Annotated in this window: 13 protein-coding genes and 1 tRNA gene; 4 read left to right on the top strand and 10 right to left on the bottom strand. The window is 61.5% G+C overall.

What is annotated here, in order from left to right; all coding sequences use genetic code 11:
* Window positions 1-93 precede the first annotated feature (93 nt).
* The 4 genes from pth to FHS54_RS06660 all read right to left on the bottom strand — a co-directional run bounded on the left by pth (window position 94) and on the right by FHS54_RS06660 (window position 3,279).
* The gene (pth, locus tag FHS54_RS06645; protein WP_167303021.1) at window positions 94-663 is read right to left on the bottom strand and encodes an aminoacyl-tRNA hydrolase; all 570 of its coding nucleotides are present in this window, start codon (window positions 661-663) and stop codon (window positions 94-96) included.
* Window positions 664-746: 83 nt separating this feature from the next.
* Window positions 747-1,364 (bottom strand): 50S ribosomal protein L25/general stress protein Ctc, encoded by a 618-nt coding sequence (locus FHS54_RS06650; RefSeq protein WP_167303022.1) that lies wholly within the window; start codon window positions 1,362-1,364, stop codon window positions 747-749.
* Between the two features lie 113 nt (window positions 1,365-1,477).
* Window positions 1,478-2,368 carry a TraB/GumN family protein gene (locus tag FHS54_RS06655; RefSeq protein ID WP_167303023.1) on the bottom strand — a complete coding sequence of 297 codons (891 nt, stop codon included), beginning with the start codon at window positions 2,366-2,368 and terminating at the stop codon, window positions 1,478-1,480.
* The gene (locus FHS54_RS06660) at window positions 2,365-3,279 is read right to left on the bottom strand and encodes a TraB/GumN family protein (protein ID WP_167303024.1); all 915 of its coding nucleotides are present in this window, start codon (window positions 3,277-3,279) and stop codon (window positions 2,365-2,367) included. The genes FHS54_RS06655 and FHS54_RS06660 overlap by 4 nt, the downstream gene beginning before the upstream one ends.
* 161 nt (window positions 3,280-3,440) lie before the next feature.
* Between FHS54_RS06660 and FHS54_RS06665 the strand changes: the two genes are divergently transcribed.
* From FHS54_RS06665 to ppdK, 3 genes are all read left to right on the top strand, one after another.
* Window positions 3,441-4,313, top strand: coding sequence for a glycine--tRNA ligase subunit alpha (locus tag FHS54_RS06665; protein ID WP_167303590.1), 873 nt, complete (start codon window positions 3,441-3,443; stop codon window positions 4,311-4,313).
* 115 nt (window positions 4,314-4,428) lie between these two features.
* A complete protein-coding gene (glyS, locus tag FHS54_RS06670; protein ID WP_167303025.1) occupies window positions 4,429-6,576 on the top strand; it encodes a glycine--tRNA ligase subunit beta in 2,148 nt (715 codons plus the stop codon).
* Window positions 6,577-6,721: 145 nt separating this feature from the next.
* Window positions 6,722-9,421, top strand: a complete 2,700-nt coding sequence (gene ppdK, locus FHS54_RS06675; protein WP_167303026.1) for a pyruvate, phosphate dikinase — start codon at window positions 6,722-6,724, stop codon at window positions 9,419-9,421.
* A 66-nt stretch (window positions 9,422-9,487) separates the two neighbouring features.
* On the opposite strand, the gene FHS54_RS06680 is transcribed toward ppdK, so the two are convergent.
* Complete coding sequence (locus FHS54_RS06680; RefSeq protein ID WP_167303027.1) at window positions 9,488-9,931, bottom strand: hypothetical protein; 444 nt, start codon at window positions 9,929-9,931, stop codon at window positions 9,488-9,490.
* A 139-nt stretch (window positions 9,932-10,070) separates the two neighbouring features.
* Between FHS54_RS06680 and FHS54_RS06685 the strand changes: the two genes are divergently transcribed.
* Window positions 10,071-10,147: transfer RNA gene (locus FHS54_RS06685), tRNA-Arg, on the top strand.
* A 172-nt stretch (window positions 10,148-10,319) separates the two neighbouring features.
* Here the strand turns inward: FHS54_RS06685 and FHS54_RS06690 are convergent.
* The 5 genes from FHS54_RS06690 to FHS54_RS06710 all read right to left on the bottom strand — a co-directional run bounded on the left by FHS54_RS06690 (window position 10,320) and on the right by FHS54_RS06710 (window position 15,430).
* Window positions 10,320-11,777 carry a cobyric acid synthase gene (locus FHS54_RS06690; protein ID WP_167303028.1) on the bottom strand — a complete coding sequence of 486 codons (1,458 nt, stop codon included), beginning with the start codon at window positions 11,775-11,777 and terminating at the stop codon, window positions 10,320-10,322.
* 62 nt (window positions 11,778-11,839) lie between these two features.
* A complete protein-coding gene (locus tag FHS54_RS06695; protein WP_167303029.1) occupies window positions 11,840-12,061 on the bottom strand; it encodes a hypothetical protein in 222 nt (73 codons plus the stop codon).
* Window positions 12,062-12,087: 26 nt separating this feature from the next.
* Window positions 12,088-13,347: an N-succinylarginine dihydrolase gene (locus tag FHS54_RS06700; RefSeq protein WP_167303030.1), complete on the bottom strand. Its 1,260-nt coding sequence runs from the start codon at window positions 13,345-13,347 to the stop codon at window positions 12,088-12,090.
* Window positions 13,344-14,363, bottom strand: coding sequence for an arginine N-succinyltransferase (locus tag FHS54_RS06705; RefSeq protein ID WP_167303031.1), 1,020 nt, complete (start codon window positions 14,361-14,363; stop codon window positions 13,344-13,346). Before FHS54_RS06705 ends, FHS54_RS06700 begins: the two co-directional genes overlap by 4 nt.
* Window positions 14,364-14,530: 167 nt before the next feature.
* Entirely contained in the window at window positions 14,531-15,430 is a 900-nt protein-coding gene (locus FHS54_RS06710) for a DUF481 domain-containing protein (protein ID WP_167303032.1), read from the bottom strand.
* Between the last annotated feature and the right edge of the window lie 20 nt (window positions 15,431-15,450).

A 15,450-nucleotide genomic window follows, 5' to 3' on the forward strand; every position in this document is an offset into this window, starting at 1 on the left:
ACGAAGAATAACCGCCTCTCTATGGCCCGATAATTGTCTGCCGCGCAATCGACCCGAAACTTATTTCGCCGGTGCGAAGGGGCTGGCCGTCGCTTAATCGGTGAGCCTGAGTGCGATCTCGTTCATGAAGCGGGCGTCGTCCCCCTTGGCGAGCCATTCCGCCTCTGCGCCGATCGCGCCCAGCATGTCGGCCAGGGCATCGATCTCGCTCTTGTGATAATTGCCGAGCACATAGCCGTGCACCCGGTCCTTATGCCCCGGATGGCCGATGCCGATCCGCACGCGGCGGAAATCAGGGCCGATATGCGCATCGGTGGAGCGCAGGCCATTATGCCCCGCGTTGCCGCCGCCACGCTTCACCTTCACCTTCATTGGCGCAAGGTCCAGTTCGTCATGAAAGACGGTGACGTCCTGTGGGGCGAGCTTGTAGAAGCGCATGGCTTCCCCGACAGACCGGCCGCTTTCATTCATGAAGGTGGCAGGCTTTATGAGGATGATTTTTTCCGTGCCGATGCGTCCTTCCTGGACCCATCCGTGAAACTGCTTTTTCGGCGCGGCGAAGCGATGCATGTCGGCGATGACGTCCGCCGCCATGAAACCGACATTGTGCCGGTGCATCGCATATTGGGTGCCCGGATTGCCCAGGCCGGCCCAGATCTGCATCGCGCGTCACCTCCAAAGAAAATCCCGCCCGCCGGGTAGGCGGACGGGATCGAAATTTCCAGCCCGGAAGCTGTGGTGAAGGCTTATTCGCCTTCGGTCGCAGCAGTTTCGTTGTCGCCTTCGGCGCTCTTGAGCGCGGACGGGGCAACGATGGTGGCGATGGTGAAGTCGCGATCGTCGATAGCGGTCTTTGCGCCCTTGGGCAGCGTGACCGAGCTGATGTGGATCGAGTCGCCGACGTCAAAGCCCTTCAGGTCGACGACGACGTCATCGGGGATTTCCGCGGCATCGACGATCAGTTCGATGTCGTGACGGACGACGTTCAGCACGCCGCCCTTCTTCAGGCCAGGCGATGCATCTTCATTTTCGAAGCGCACCGGCACGTTGACGCTGACGGTGGCGTGTTCCGAAACGCGCAGGAAATCAGCGTGCAGCGGACGATCGGTCACGGGGTGGAAGGCCACGTCCTTGGCGAGCGTGCGGACCTTCTGGCCGCCGACTTCGACCATGATGACCGAATTGAAGAAGTGGCCGGTGCCGAGCTGCTTGTTGAGGAGTTTTTCCTCAACGTGGATCGACTGGGGTTCTTCATTCATTCCATAGATGACGGCGGGTACGCGGCCCTCACGGCGGAGAGCGCGGGAGGCTCCCTTGCCTGCCCGATCGCGTGCCTCGGCCGACAGCGTAAGCTGCTCGCTCATTGCGTGTCTCCAAAAGCAGATTGTTCCAATTTCCCGCAACGCCTCCAGGGATGACCATCACGGGAAGGCGGGCCTTTAGCAGAAATCCGCCAGGAGGCAAGGGTAAGCCAACCTTATTGCAAGCGCGTGACCCGGTAGCCCGCAGCCTGCAGCAGCGTGATCAGATTGTTCGGCCCCGTCAGATGCCCCGCGCCCACCGCGATGAAGGGGCGGCCCTTAAGCTGGCCTACCGCGCCAACCCAGTCGCGGTTGCGGTCAATCAGCACGGCCTGTTCGACCGCGGGATCCGGTTGCTCACCGGCCTGATCCTCCCGTGCGATGGCGGCCATGTCGCCTTTCAGCCACGCCTTGAGGATGCGATCATAAAGCGCCTGCATTCCGTCCGCCTCCTGAACCGTCTGCAGCAGCAAATGGCGCTGCGCCGGCTCGGGGAGGCCATCGAACGCGCCGAATTGCCGCGCGACCGTTTCCAGCCCGTCGATCGGCTTGCCCGCATCCTTGAACGCGGCGATCAGTGCGGGTTCAACCCCGTCTGCGCCGCTCACATGCAGCGATTGCTGCGCGACCGACGACAGAAGCATCGCCGCCGCCCAGCTTTCATAGCCTGACAGCATTTGCGTGCTGGTGCCGCCTTCCTGCGCGAGGCGTTGCAGGTCATCGCGTTCTTCGGCGGGCAGCCGGGCCTCCAGTGGCGGCAGGTTGGCGCTGCGGCCCAGCTTTTCAAAAGCAGCGGTGGTCAGCGCCTGGTCCTGAATTTCGGCGGATTCCAGCACCAGCCGGTCGGCTTCGTCCATGGCCTGCTTGATCGCCGCCGTCCGCCAGGCGACATTGGGGGGCAGGACATGGATCGTCCCGAACAGCCATCCATCCAGCGCCTTGCCCTCGACACGCCACAGCGCCGGGCCGCCGTTCGCTGGCGGAGCGGGGGCTTCCTTCCCGCATGCCGCCACCAGCAGCAGGGCGCACAGGCCCAACCACCGCATCGAGGCGCGAAGGTGGCTCATTGCGAAACCCGCGCGGAGGCTATGCCGATCTGTTTCAGCTGATCCTGCACGCTGCCCTTGCCCGCCAGATGGCCCGCACCCACTGCCACGAACACCGTGCCGGGTTCTTCGAGCCGTCCCTTTATCCACCGCGCCCATGTGATGTTGCGTTGGATCAGCAGCACCTGCGCCAATTCCGGGGTGGCTTCCAGCGACTCGTTCATTTCCTGCGCCAGCCGCTCAGGATCGCCCTGTTGCCAATGGCGGATAAGCCGTGCGAACTCTCTGTCCATGTCGGGCAGTCCATCGACCGTGGCGTTCAGGAACTTGACCTGCTGTTCCATCGGCAGGCCCGCGAAATAGCCGAGCTGCTGCTCCACCGTTTCCAGCGCGCGCACTTTCTTGCCCGCGGCCCTGGCGGCGACCGTCAGCGTCTTTTCCGCGCCCAGTTCGGCCCGATAACCCAGCTTTTCCAGCGGCTGGACCGACAGGGCCATGCCCGCCATCCATGGGTTGAACGCTTCGAACATCTGCCAGGGCAGGTCGTTGGCGGTCATCGCTGCCTGATAGCGCTGCCTTAGGTCGGGGCTGAGCCGGTCGGACAGTTTCACGCCGTCGCGCGCCAGCGCTGCGTGGGCCATGGTCGCCGCCATCGCTTGCGGATCGGTCGGCTCCAATATTTCAAGCACCAATTCATCCGACTGATCAAAGGCCCGCTTCACGCCGCCATCGAACCATTGCACGCCGGGTTTCAGCACATGAACGGTGCCGAACAGATAGATGGTCGTGTCATCGTCCCTGACGCTCCACAAGGCAGGGCTGACCATGCTGCTTTGGGCCGCTGGAGGACGGGTGGCGGCGGGTCGTTCCTGGGTGCAGCCGCTCAGCAGCAGCAGGCCAACGGTCAGGAAACGCGGGAGAAGCCATTTCATCTCAGGGAAGATCCATCGCTTAGTTTTGCCAGCATCCATGCGGGCCGAGCGGGATCAGGGCAAGCGGATTAACCCATCGGCCCCGCTCTTTTCCTTGACCCTTACGCCCGCCTGCGCCAAGGCGCGCCGCAACAATGCGTCATGAAATCGAAGGACCGTCCGTGGCGACAGGCAAAGTGCTTTCCTTTCAGGACCTGATCCTGACCCTGCATGCCTATTGGGGGAAGCAGGGTTGCGTGATCCTTCAGCCCTATGACATGGAAGTCGGCGCGGGCACTTTTCACCCCGCCACTACGCTGCGCAGCCTGGGTCCAAACCCATGGAACGCCGCCTATGTGCAGCCCAGCCGCCGCCCGACCGATGGCCGCTATGGCGAGAACCCCAATCGCCTGCAGCATTATTACCAATATCAGGTGATCATGAAGCCGTCCCCGGCGAACCTGCAGGAACTCTATCTGGGCAGCCTTGCGGAAATCGGCATCGACCCGCTGATCCACGACATTCGCTTTGTCGAGGATGACTGGGAAAGCCCGACGCTGGGCGCCTGGGGCCTTGGTTGGGAAGTGTGGTGCGACGGCATGGAAGTCACCCAGTTCACCTATTTCCAGCAGATGGGCGGCTTTGACTGCAAGCCGGTCGCGGGTGAACTGACCTACGGTCTCGAACGGCTCGCCATGTATATTCAGGGCGTCGACAGCGTCTATGACCTGAAGTTCAACGATGCGGGCGTCACCTATGGCGACGTCTTCCTGGCCAATGAGCAGCAGATGTCGAAATGGAATTTCGAGATTGCCGACACCGACAAGCTGTTCCGCTGGTTCAAGGATGCCGAAGCGGAGTGCAAGGCGTCGCTAGAGGCGGGCGTTCCGCTTGCCGCCTATGATCAGGCGATCAAGGCGTCCCATGTATTCAACCTGTTACAGGCGCGCGGTGTCATATCGGTGCAGGAACGCGCCAGCTACATCGGCCGCGTCCGCGACCTGGCCAAAGGCTCCTGCGAAAAGTGGATGGAAGTGAACGGGTGGGCCGCGTGATCCGGCAGGGAGCCACAGCCCGTGCTCCTGCGAAGGCAGGAGCCCAGAGTCCGACGCACCGCGCTTTGAACCATGGGCTCCTGCCTTCGCAGGAGCACGTTGAAAGAATCATCGCATGACTGACTTCCTCCTCGAATTGCGCTGCGAAGAAATCCCGGCCCGGATGCAGCTCAAGGCATCGGAAGACCTAGCCCGCCTCTTCACCGAGGAACTGGCGAAGGCTGGCCTTAAACCCGAAAGCATCGACAGCTTCGTCACGCCACGCCGTCTCGCTTTGATCGCGCGCAGCCTGCCGCTGGAAACCGCGGCCGTCAGCGAGGAATTCAAAGGCCCCCGCACCAGCGCACCCGCGCAGGCGCTGGAAGGTTTCCTGCGCAAGACCGGCCTCACTCAGGACCAGTTGGAGGACCGCGACGGCGTCTGGTTCGCCACGGTGAACAAGCCTGGCCGTGCCACCGCTGGGGTTCTGGCCGAAACCGTCCCCGCCATCATCCGCGCCTTCCCATGGCCCAAGTCAATGCGCTGGGGCACGGCATCGCAGACGACCGAAAGCCTGCGGTGGGTTCGCCCGTTGCAAGGCATCGTCGCGATCCTTGGCGAAGATTTGGTCGATATTGAAATCGAAGGCACGCGGTCGGGCTACGCCACGCTCGGCCATCGCTTTCACCATCCCGGTGAAATCACCATCGGCGGCGCGCACGACTATGTCGAAAAGCTGCGCGCGTGCCATGTGATCGTCAGCCATCAGGAACGCCAGGCCATCATCGAGGCGAAGGCACAGGAAGTCGCCGCCGCAAAGGGCTATACGGTGATCGAGGACAAGGGCCTCATCGCGGAAAATGCCGGTCTGACCGAATGGCCGGTCCCGCTGCTGGGCGATTTCGACCCGGCCTTCCTTGAGGTCCCGCCTGAAGTTATTCAGCTAACCCTCCGTATCAACCAGAAATATTTCGTTCTGCGCGATGGCGAAGGCAAGCTCGCCCCTGCCTTCATCTGCACCGCCAATATAGAGGCGAAGGATGGCGGCGAGGCGATCATTGCTGGCAACCGCAAGGTCCTGGCCGCGCGCCTGTCCGACGCCCGCTTCTTCTGGGAGCAGGATCGCAAGACGAGCCTCGCCGACCACGCCAAGAAGTTGGAACGCATCACCTTTCACGAAAAGCTCTGGACCGTGAAGCGCAAAGTTGAGCGTGTGGCAATAATTGCCGCCGATCGCATTCCTGAACTGATTGGATGGCCGGAGGAAAAGGCGCGAAAAATGCAGCCTTTTTTGAGGCAGGCAGCTGAACTGGCAAAGGCCGATCTTGTTACGGAAATGGTCGGTGAGTTTCCCGAACTTCAGGGGGTTATGGGCAGCTATTACGCGGACGCTGAAGGGCTTTCTGTGTCAATTGCCATTCGTGATCACTATAAGCCGATTGGGCAGAGTGATGACTTGCCGTCCGACGACTTAGGGACGGTCGTTTCACTGGCTGATAAGGTTGACACCCTTTATTCTTTCTTTTTGATCGATCAGAAGCCCACCGGATCTAAAGATCCCTTTGCCTTGCGCCGAGCCGCGCTTGGGTTGATCAGGCTGATTGTAGATAATGGCCTGCGGGTGTCGCTAAACGCCCTTTATCGCGCGTGCGATTGGGAGCGGCTTTATCAGTCCGATGGACTGAACTACGCCGATCCTACAGATGATCTGGTCGCGTTTACTATTGACCGCCTCAAGGTCCAGCAAAAGGAAGCAGGCGTCCGCCACGACCTGATCGACGCGGTGTTCGCGCTCGGTGGCGAGGACGACCTTGTTTGCTTGCTCGCCCGCGTGAAGGCGCTCCAGTCGTTCATCGCGACGGATGATGGCACGAACTTGCTCGCCGGATACAAACGTGCGGCGAATATTCTGAAGAAGGAAGGCGTCGAATCTCCAAGTGCTCCTGCGAAGGCAGGAGCCCAGGGCGACGAGGCGTTACCTAAGGCTGGGCTCCTGCCTCCGCAGGAGCACGGAGCGCTTTCCTACACCCCCGAACCTGCCGAGGCCGACCTTATCGCCGCTCTGGATGCCGCTGAACCGCGCGCCATGGCAGCGGTCATGGCAGAGGATTTCGAAGGTGCCATGGCCGCGCTCGCCACCCTACGCGCGCCCATCGACACTTTCTTCGACAATGTGACGGTCAATGACGCTGATCCGGCAAAGCGGTCAGCCCGTCTCGCCCTGCTGGTGCGGGTGCGGGAAGCTGTCCATGCGGTCGCGGACTTCTCGAAAATTGCAGGGTAATTCGTAAAAGTCGGTCATCGGGCCGGGATAATGGATACATAGGGACAGGATCATCGTAAAAGAGGGTGCGTTTATCGCCCCTTTGTTGCAGGAGTTTTGCTGCAACGCACAATTGACGGCAATCAGTGCAGGGAGAGCCGCGAATATGTTGACAATGGAAGAGGCCAGCATGAGCACCACCGCGACGCGTTATGTCTATCGTTTCGGCGGCGGGGTCGATGACGGCGGCAAGGGTAACAAGAACCTCCTGGGCGGCAAGGGCGCCAACCTGGACGGCATGGCGGCCATTGGCCTGCCTGTGCCTCCCGGTTTCACCATCACGACTGAGCTGTGCACCCGCTATTATCAGGATGGCGGCGTCTATCCCGATGGGCTGATGGCGGAGGTCACCAACGGCATCGCTCATATCGAAGGCGTTACCGGCAAGAAGTTCGGTGATGCTGCCGATCCGCTGTTGGTGTCGGTCCGCTCCGGCGCGCGCATTTCCATGCCGGGCATGATGGACACGGTGCTGAACCTTGGCCTGAATGACGAGACGGTTATCGGCCTGGCGGCAGCGTCGGGGGATGAGCGTTTCGCGTGGGACAGCTATCGCCGCTTCATCCAGATGTATTCGGACGTCGTGCTGGAACTGGACCATGGCGCCTTCGAGGAAGCACTTGAAGTCGCCAAGGAAGATCAGGGCTACACGCTCGACACGGAAATGACCGCCGACGACTGGAAGGCGCTTGTTGCCGAATATAAGTCACTGGTTTCAAAGCTTTGGGACAAGCCTTTCCCGCAGGATGTGAACGACCAGCTATGGGGCGCGATCAGCGCCGTGTTCGGGTCGTGGCAGGCGGACCGCGCCAAGGTTTATCGCCGCCTGAACTCCATTCCGCATGATTGGGGCACTGCCGTCAACGTGCAGGCGATGGTGTTCGGTAACATGGGCGATACGTCGGCCACCGGCGTTGCCTTTACCCGCGACCCTGCGACCGGCGAGAACGCCTATTATGGCGAATATCTGATCAATGCGCAGGGCGAGGATGTGGTGGCGGGCATCCGCACGCCGCAATATTTGACCAAGCAGGCGCGCGAACGGGCAGGGGCCAAGCCGCTGTCGATGGAAGAGGCGATGCCGGAAACCTATGCCGAACTGGCTGGGGTCTTCCAGATCCTCGAAACCCATTATCGCGACATGCAGGACATCGAGTTCACGGTGCAGCAGGGCAAGCTGTGGATGCTCCAGACCCGTTCGGGCAAGCGCACCGCCAAGGCCGCGCTCAAGATCGCGGTCGAAATGGCCAGCGAAGGCCTGATCACCGAGGAAGAAGCCGTCGCGCGTGTCGATCCTGCTGCGCTGGACCAGCTTCTGCACCCGACGCTCGACCCCAAGGCGCCGCGCGACGTGCTGACCAAGGGCCTGCCTGCGTCTCCGGGCGCGGCTTCCGGCGCGATCGTGTTCGACGCCGACACTGCCGAGCGTCGTAATGAACTGGGCGAGTCGGTCATTCTGGTCCGCGTGGAAACCTCGCCGGAAGATATTCACGGCATGCACGCGGCCAAGGGCATCCTGACCGCGCGTGGCGGCATGACGTCACATGCCGCCGTGGTCGCGCGTGGCATGGGCCGTCCCTGCGTTTCCGGCGCGGGCAGCCTGTCGATCGACAACAAGGCGAAATTGCTGCGTATCGGCGGTCGTTCGCTGAAAGAAGGCGACATCCTGACCATCGACGGTTCGACCGGCGAAGTGATGGCGGGCGAAGTCCCGACCGTGCAGCCTGAACTGGCGGGCGACTTCGGCATCCTGATGGCCTGGGCCGACAAGGTCCGCCGCTTGCGCGTTCGCGCCAACGCTGAAACCCCGCAGGACTGCCAGGTCGCGCGCGATTTCGGTGCGGAAGGCGTGGGCCTGTGCCGCACCGAGCATATGTTCTTCGACGCCGCCCGCATCACCGCTGTCCGCGAAATGATCCTCGCCGACAGCGAAAAGGGCCGCCGTGCCGCGCTCGCCAAGCTGCTCCCCGAACAGCGCGATGATTTCGCGCAAATCTTCATGGTCATGGCGGGCCTGCCCGTCACGATCCGTCTGCTCGACCCGCCGCTGCACGAATTCCTGCCGCATGGCGAATCGGAGTTTGAGGAAGTGGCCAAGGCTGCGGGCGTCGGTGTCGAGGCGCTCAAGCGCCGCGCTGCCGAACTGCATGAATTCAACCCGATGCTCGGTCATCGCGGTTGTCGTTTGGGGGTCACCTATCCTGAAATTTACGAGATGCAGGCCCGCGCCATTTTCGAAGCTGCGCTGATCGTCAAACAGCGGTCGGGGGATGCGCCGATCCCCGAAATCATGATCCCGCTCGTCGCGACGAAGAAGGAACTGGAGCTGATGAAGGCGATCGTCGATCGCGTCGCCAGCGAGGTGTTTGCGGAGCAGGGCGCCAGCGTCGAATATCTCGTCGGCACCATGATCGAACTGCCCCGCGCGGCGCTCAAGGCGGGCGAGATCGCGGAAGTAGGCGAATTCTTCTCATTCGGCACGAACGACCTGACGCAAACCACCATCGGCATCAGCCGTGACGACGCAGGCCGTTTCCTGACGCAATATGTCGACAAGGGCATCTTCGCTCGCGACCCGTTCGTCAGCATCGATGTGGAGGGCGTTGGCCAGCTCATCGAACTGGCGACGGAGCGTGGCCGGGCTGCTCGCCCCGGTATCAAATTGGGTATTTGCGGCGAACATGGCGGCGATCCGGCTTCGATCACCTTCTGTGAGCAGACCGGGCTCGATTATGTTTCAGCCTCACCCTATCGCGTGCCGATTGCGCGGCTGGCGGCGGCTCAGGCGGCACTGGCAAACAAATAAGTTTTCATAGTCCAACACCTTCTTCTGCTTATGGGAGGAGGTGTTGGAGAGGGCGCTGACCCTCCTCTAGCTTGCCTCGATATAGCGCCGCTCATGCTCGCGCACCTTTCCGGTGTCGAGCAGCTTCGCTTGAACGCGCCACTCTTCCCGCGCGATCGTTCCGGGTTCCCGGCCCAAACGCGCTTCCAGTGTAGCTTGCTGCTCGTCATTCATGGCAGCGATCTGTCGGTAGGAATGATATCCCGACTCATGCAGCGCAGCCGCGTCCTGGGACGTGATTCCCCTGATCCGCATCAGGTCGTCAGAGCCGCCGCCGTTGTTGTCGGCGGTCGCCGGGGCCGTAACGGCGGAAATGCGCGCGTCGCGCTCTTCGATCGTGCGCCGGTGCAGCAGCTGCTCTTCGCGCCACAGCCGCTTATATTTGCCCCGACCGCTGATCATCAGGCCGAGCACCAGCCCAAAAAATAGCACGATGACGATGAGCAAAATCTCGTTCAGCGTAAAAGCCATGGCCGGCCTCCTTTCTCCATCGTAACGAGCCGGGCAGGGGAAAGGTTGCCGTGATATGCGCGGCCCTTCTGCGCGGATAAAAAAAGTGAGAAAGGGGGTTGCTCAATCATCCGCCCCCCTCTATCTGCCGCTCCACAACGCGCCCGTAGCTCAGCTGGATAGAGCATCAGACTACGAATCTGAGGGTCGGACGTTCGAATCGTTCCGGGCGCACCATTTTCCTTATGTAGGAAAATCAGCCACTTGTTGCTTGATACCGACGACGCATCTTAACGTTGCGGCGCAATGGCTTTGGGATGCGCGGTCGATTTATATCGCACGTTTACGCCTTCCTGATCATGAATGGGGTTGCTCAGGTCACTGCCTGAGGGGGGTCATTCATATCGCTTCACAGGTTCATTTTCGCCAGCTTGATGATGGCATCGATGTCGACATATTGTTCCAGCTGATCGGCGATTTCGTCCAACGCACGCTCGATCGACGCGCCATAATCGTCGAGCGATGATTGAACGCCGAGGGCCGTCAGCAGCGCGCCCCGCAATTCCGTGCTGGCTAACAGGCCATGGACATAGGTGCCCCATATCCGACCGTCATGGCTGATCGCGCCATCCGGGCGTTCGCCGTCGAGCATGGCGAAGGGGCGGGCGCAGTCGGACCCGCCTGTCACGCCGACATGCATCTCATAGCCCGAAAATGCCTTGCCCAGCGCAACGCCGTCCACCCGGTTCAATGCCTTGCTGCCGGTCAGGCGGGTTTCAACGTTCAGCAGGCCCAGCCCTTCAATCTCTTCGGGCGGCCCTTCAATGCCGTCGGGATCGGCGATGCGCCGCCCCATCATCTGATAGCCGCCACAAATGCCCAGCACAGCTTTGCCCTGCCGGTGGTGCGCCCGGATATCGACATCCCAGCCTTCTGATCGAAGAGCGCGCAGGTCGGCGATTGTGGCTTTTGATCCGGGCAGTACGATCAGCGCGGCCTGGGCCGGGATCGGCTGACCAGGCGGCACCATGACGAGGTCGACCGCCGGTTCGAGCTTGAAGGGGTCCAGATCGTCGAAATTTGCGATCCTGGGCAGGATGGGGCAGGCGATCATCAAGCGCTGGCCCTGTCCTTGGACTTTGCGTTCCAGCACCACGGCATCCTCACTGGGGAGCCGTGCGGTTGCTCCGAGCCAGGGGATGACACCGAAGCCGCGCCAGCCCGACAGCTGCTCAATCTGGCGATAGCCGTCCTCAAACAGGGCGGGGTCACCGCGAAACTTGTTGATCAGGAAGCCACGGATCATGGCTGCGTCATCCGGGTCGATGACCGCCTTGGTGCCCACAATCGCGGCTATCACGCCGCCCCGGTCGATATCGCCGATCAGGATGACTGGGACATTGGCAGCGCGCGCGAAGCCCATATTGGCGATGTCGCCAGCGCGCAGGTTGATTTCGGCGGGCGATCCCGCGCCTTCCACCACGACGATGTCGCATTGCGCCTGCAGCCGCCGGTAACTTTCCAGCACGGCGTCCAGCAACTGCCCGCGTGCCGCCCTGAAATTGTGCGCGCCCAGGGTGCCGCGCACCTTGCCATGCACGACCAGCTGAGAGGTGCGATCTGCCTGGGGCTTGAGGAGCACGGGGTTCATGTCGCTATGCGCGGGGACGCCTGCCGCAATCGCCTGCAAGGCCTGCGCCCTGCCAATCTCTCCGCCATCGATGGTGACCGCAGCATTGTTCGACATATTCTGCGGCTTGAAGGGGCGGACGCTGTAGCCGCGCCGCACGAGCGCCCGGCATAGACCCGCGACCAGCACCGACTTGCCTACGTCCGATCCGGTTCCCTGAAGCATGATCGCGGTCATTGCCTGCTCCTGCATGGAGGGCAGGCCGGGGTCAACGGGTCAGCGTAGATGTTTGCGGCGTGTCAGGCGGAATAGCGGCGCTGAAAATCGACCGCGTCCAATATCTTGCCGCCCGCCATAAAAACGGTGCCGGTGCAGGCCAGCGCGAGCAGATGCCCGCCAGTGCCGGGATATTGCTGCATATAGACAAAACCCCGTTCAGTCGCGCCTAGCGCAAGCGCGTAGATGACGAGAAACGCCTCGAACTTGGTCTTGATCGTGAAAAGGCGTTTGATCCGGTCCATAACCGCCATGCTTGAGCAACATAATGCTAAGGCATTAGGTCGCCCGAAAGTTGCAAATGGTCAATAAGTGCTAACCACGATTGTTCAATCTGGGCGATCAGGCGGGTATCGGCAAGATCGCCGGGCGCGATTTCTTCGGGCCAATATTCGCTGATGATCGCGGCGATCTGGTCCAGTTTCGATTCGTTGACTAGGAAGCGGGGATCGATATTGGCAGGGTCGGCCACGACGCGAAGGCGAAGGCAGGCAGGCCCGCCCCCGTTCGCCATGGACTGATGCACATCGACGGGGATGATCCGGCGGATCGGGCCGTTTCCTGCCACCAAATCTTCCAACCACTTCCATACGGCAGGGACGTCCCGTGCCTCTGTGGGGAGGATCAGTGCCATGCCGCCTTCGGGAATCGTCACGAGCTGAGCATTGAACACATAGCTGCGAATGGCGTCTGCCAGGCTCACCGCGCTGGCTGGGACTTCGATAATCTGGACGGACGGCAAGGCTTCGCGAAGTTCGGCGTAAAAGCGATCCTTCTGTGCGAAGGCCAGTTCGTGCGCGAACAACAGATGTTCGTTGGCCACCGCCACGACATCATTGTGAAAGGCACCTGCTGCGATCGCCTCTTCGGATTGCATGACAAATAACGTTCGTGCCGGATCGAGCCGATGGAGCCGCGCGATGGCCTTGCTGGCTTCCAGATGCTGACGGGCGGGGAATCGCGCCGTTGCCGGGCCGTGGACGAACACTTCCACGCCCGGTGTGTCATGGCTTTGGCTCAGTCGCATATGGTTGGCGGCCCCTTCATCGCCGAAGGGTGGGGGAATTGGCGGGTGGACCGTGAAGGCGCTCTGGTCGGAAAAGGCCACGCGCAACTGCTTGAGCGTTTGTGGCCATTCATGGCTGCGGTGCGGCATGGTGACGAGGTTCGCGACGGTCAGATGCGTTCGCCCATCGGCCGTGTCCGCTGCGGGTGATACGGTCGCGGCATTGGCTGCCCACATGGACGAAGCGGACATGGCGGCTGCGCGGATATGCGGATCGGCATTGGCGATGTCGGTGCCGAGCGCTGAGAGCCATCCAGCGTCAGGTCGCCATTGCGGCAGGAAAATGCCCTGGGTCAGGCCCAGGCGAATATTCGTCCGCATCTTTTCCACGCCCTGCAACGCGGCGGCACGCGGTCGGGATATTTCGCCTGCATTTTTGGTGGAAGCGAGGTTGCCGATGCTCAATCCCGCATAATTGTGGCTGGGACCGATCACCCCGTCGAAGTTGATTTCCCTGACCGTCATGCTCGCGCCGCCATGGTGAAAGTTTCGTTTGGCCCTATTCCCAATATCTCCGCGCTGACCCGGTCCAGCGACACTGACCCATCCTCGCCCTTGTTAATGAAGCCATAGGTGCAGCGATAGCTGGCGAGCCTGCCGGTGGCGACCAACATCTTTTCCCCGCCGGATTCGTGAATGGCGGACAGCGTCACGTCCTGCGCATTTGCAACGGTCCTGAGCGAATCTATCTCTCCCACCATAGTCGGGCCGCCATCGAAAATGTCGATATAGCCAGGGTTGGCGAAGCCTTCAGTCTCCAGCATGCGCATCGCTGCGCGGCCATTGGGGTGGGGCAATCCGATGACCGATCGTGCGCCGTCGTTCAGCATGGCGGTATAAATGGGCGCTCGCGGCATCAGGTCGGCGATGAACTGGTTGCCATGGATCGCGTTGAATTCGTCCGCCTCCTGAAAACTCATGCCAAAGAAGCGGCCTGCCAGCCCGTCCCAAAAGGGCGATCCGCCCGCTTCGTCGATCACGCCGCGCAGTTCGGCGATGATGCGGTCGCCAAAGCGGGATCGGTGGTTGCGAATGTAGAGGTAGCGGCTGCGCGCCAGCAGGAGGCCCAGGCCCTCGGCTCGTTCACGCGGGTGCAGGAAAAGGCCGCCGACTTCGGTGGCTCCTTCCAGATCAGTGACCAGGGACAGCGTTTCCGCACGGAAGGTGCGTGACAATTCCCGGCTATGCTGGGTCAGGGCGCCCAGGCGATAGGAATAAAAGGGGCCATGGCGCCCCACCACCGGAAATATCTGACAAGTGCCGCGAACCTGCCCTGTCGCGCCATTTTCCAGCACCATGACGATCAGTTCATCCTCGACCCCGTCGCTTTCGCGCGCCAGCGCCTGTTCAGTGCGTTCAAGTTTGGCGGCGAGGGCGCTACGGTCGGCGGGCAGGTTGGTGAACCCTCCGCCCGTCAGCTTGGCCATCTCGTAAAGCGTCTGCAGATCGTCAGCGCGCGCGGTTCGCATAAAAAAGCTCAAACCATCTCTCCTGCGGAAAAGCGCCGCCGCGCAATGCGCAGCACGGTGAGGGCGGATAGCCGCGCCCGTTGCCCAAGATGGGGACGATCGGACACCGAAAGGTCCTTCATTGGCAGAACCTATCAGACCACAGGCTGCGCCTCCACCCCGGTCAGCAGGCGAGCCGATCAGAAATCATAAGTCAGGGTCAAGCGGCTCAACGTATCGAAATCGCGCGCGGACAGCAGCGTTTCGGATTCATATTGAACATTGTAGGACAGGGCGGCGGACCACCGTGTTGTCACCTTGGTCTCTATCGATGTGAGCGAGTTCAGCGTGTAGACGTCCCTTTCGGCATAACCCGACGCCAACTGTTTCACGGTCAGGCCGGGCGCCAGTCGCCAGACGATGTCCATCGATGCACGAGCGCCAAATTTTGTTTCCCGCTCGCCGCTGATATATTTGGCATGACGCACTGATGGGCCGATATCCAGCGCCAGGTCCAGCGGATTGCTCACGATCAGCTTGTAACCGATGCCGACCGACGCCGTGTAGCGCTCATCATAGCCGATCGACGTGTCGCGCTCGAACTGCGCCAGTCCGTAGGAAAATCCGCGCGGGTTGAATTCAAACCGGGGTTCGTAGCTGGCGGTATAGCGTTCACGCGACGTGATGCCATTGGCCCGGCGATAGTCCGCGCTGGCGCTCAGCTTGTGAGACCATTGGAGGCCGGTACGCTTCAGTGACAAATTGCCGCTCAGGCCGATTTCGCTGGTCGATCCTGTGGATCGAAAGCCTCCCGCCTCGACCCGCCCGGTCCACAGTTCGGAAAAGCGGGCCTCGCGCACGATCATGTCGTGCGTCGTCTTGGTCCGTTCCTTCCAGCTGTTGACCATCTGCTGAATCTGGTCAGCCGAAGCGGGATTTGTCTGCTTGGCGACCTTGGCGATGGTCGCGATTTCGCTTTCGTCGCCATTGGCAATGGCGGCTTCCAGCATTTCCCGCACCGAAGACGGAAGCAACGCGGGGGTATTTGCCCATGCCGGAACCGGAACGAGCAGGAGTGGCAAAATCAGACAACGGAGCATGACAAAATGAGCGCAGCCGG

The sequence above is a fragment of the Sphingobium vermicomposti genome (assembly GCF_011762025.1).
Lineage (GTDB): Bacteria > Pseudomonadota > Alphaproteobacteria > Sphingomonadales > Sphingomonadaceae > Sphingobium > Sphingobium vermicomposti.

Coding starts and splice junctions, on each gene's coding strand:
- FHS54_RS06660 (WP_167303024.1), bottom strand. CDS start 3,279: ATGAAATGGCTTCTCCCGCGTTTCCTGACCGTTGGCCTGCTGCTGCTG.
- FHS54_RS06680 (WP_167303027.1), bottom strand. CDS start 9,931: ATGGCTTTTACGCTGAACGAGATTTTGCTCATCGTCATCGTGCTATTT.
- FHS54_RS06695 (WP_167303029.1), bottom strand. CDS start 12,061: ATGGACCGGATCAAACGCCTTTTCACGATCAAGACCAAGTTCGAGGCG.
- FHS54_RS06700 (WP_167303030.1), bottom strand. CDS start 13,347: ATGACGGTCAGGGAAATCAACTTCGACGGGGTGATCGGTCCCAGCCAC.
- pth (WP_167303021.1), bottom strand. CDS start 663: ATGCAGATCTGGGCCGGCCTGGGCAATCCGGGCACCCAATATGCGATG.
- FHS54_RS06710 (WP_167303032.1), bottom strand. CDS start 15,430: ATGCTCCGTTGTCTGATTTTGCCACTCCTGCTCGTTCCGGTTCCGGCA.
- glyS (WP_167303025.1), top strand. CDS start 4,429: ATGACTGACTTCCTCCTCGAATTGCGCTGCGAAGAAATCCCGGCCCGG.
- FHS54_RS06650 (WP_167303022.1), bottom strand. CDS start 1,364: ATGAGCGAGCAGCTTACGCTGTCGGCCGAGGCACGCGATCGGGCAGGC.
- FHS54_RS06655 (WP_167303023.1), bottom strand. CDS start 2,368: ATGAGCCACCTTCGCGCCTCGATGCGGTGGTTGGGCCTGTGCGCCCTG.
- FHS54_RS06690 (WP_167303028.1), bottom strand. CDS start 11,777: ATGACCGCGATCATGCTTCAGGGAACCGGATCGGACGTAGGCAAGTCG.
- ppdK (WP_167303026.1), top strand. CDS start 6,722: ATGTTGACAATGGAAGAGGCCAGCATGAGCACCACCGCGACGCGTTAT.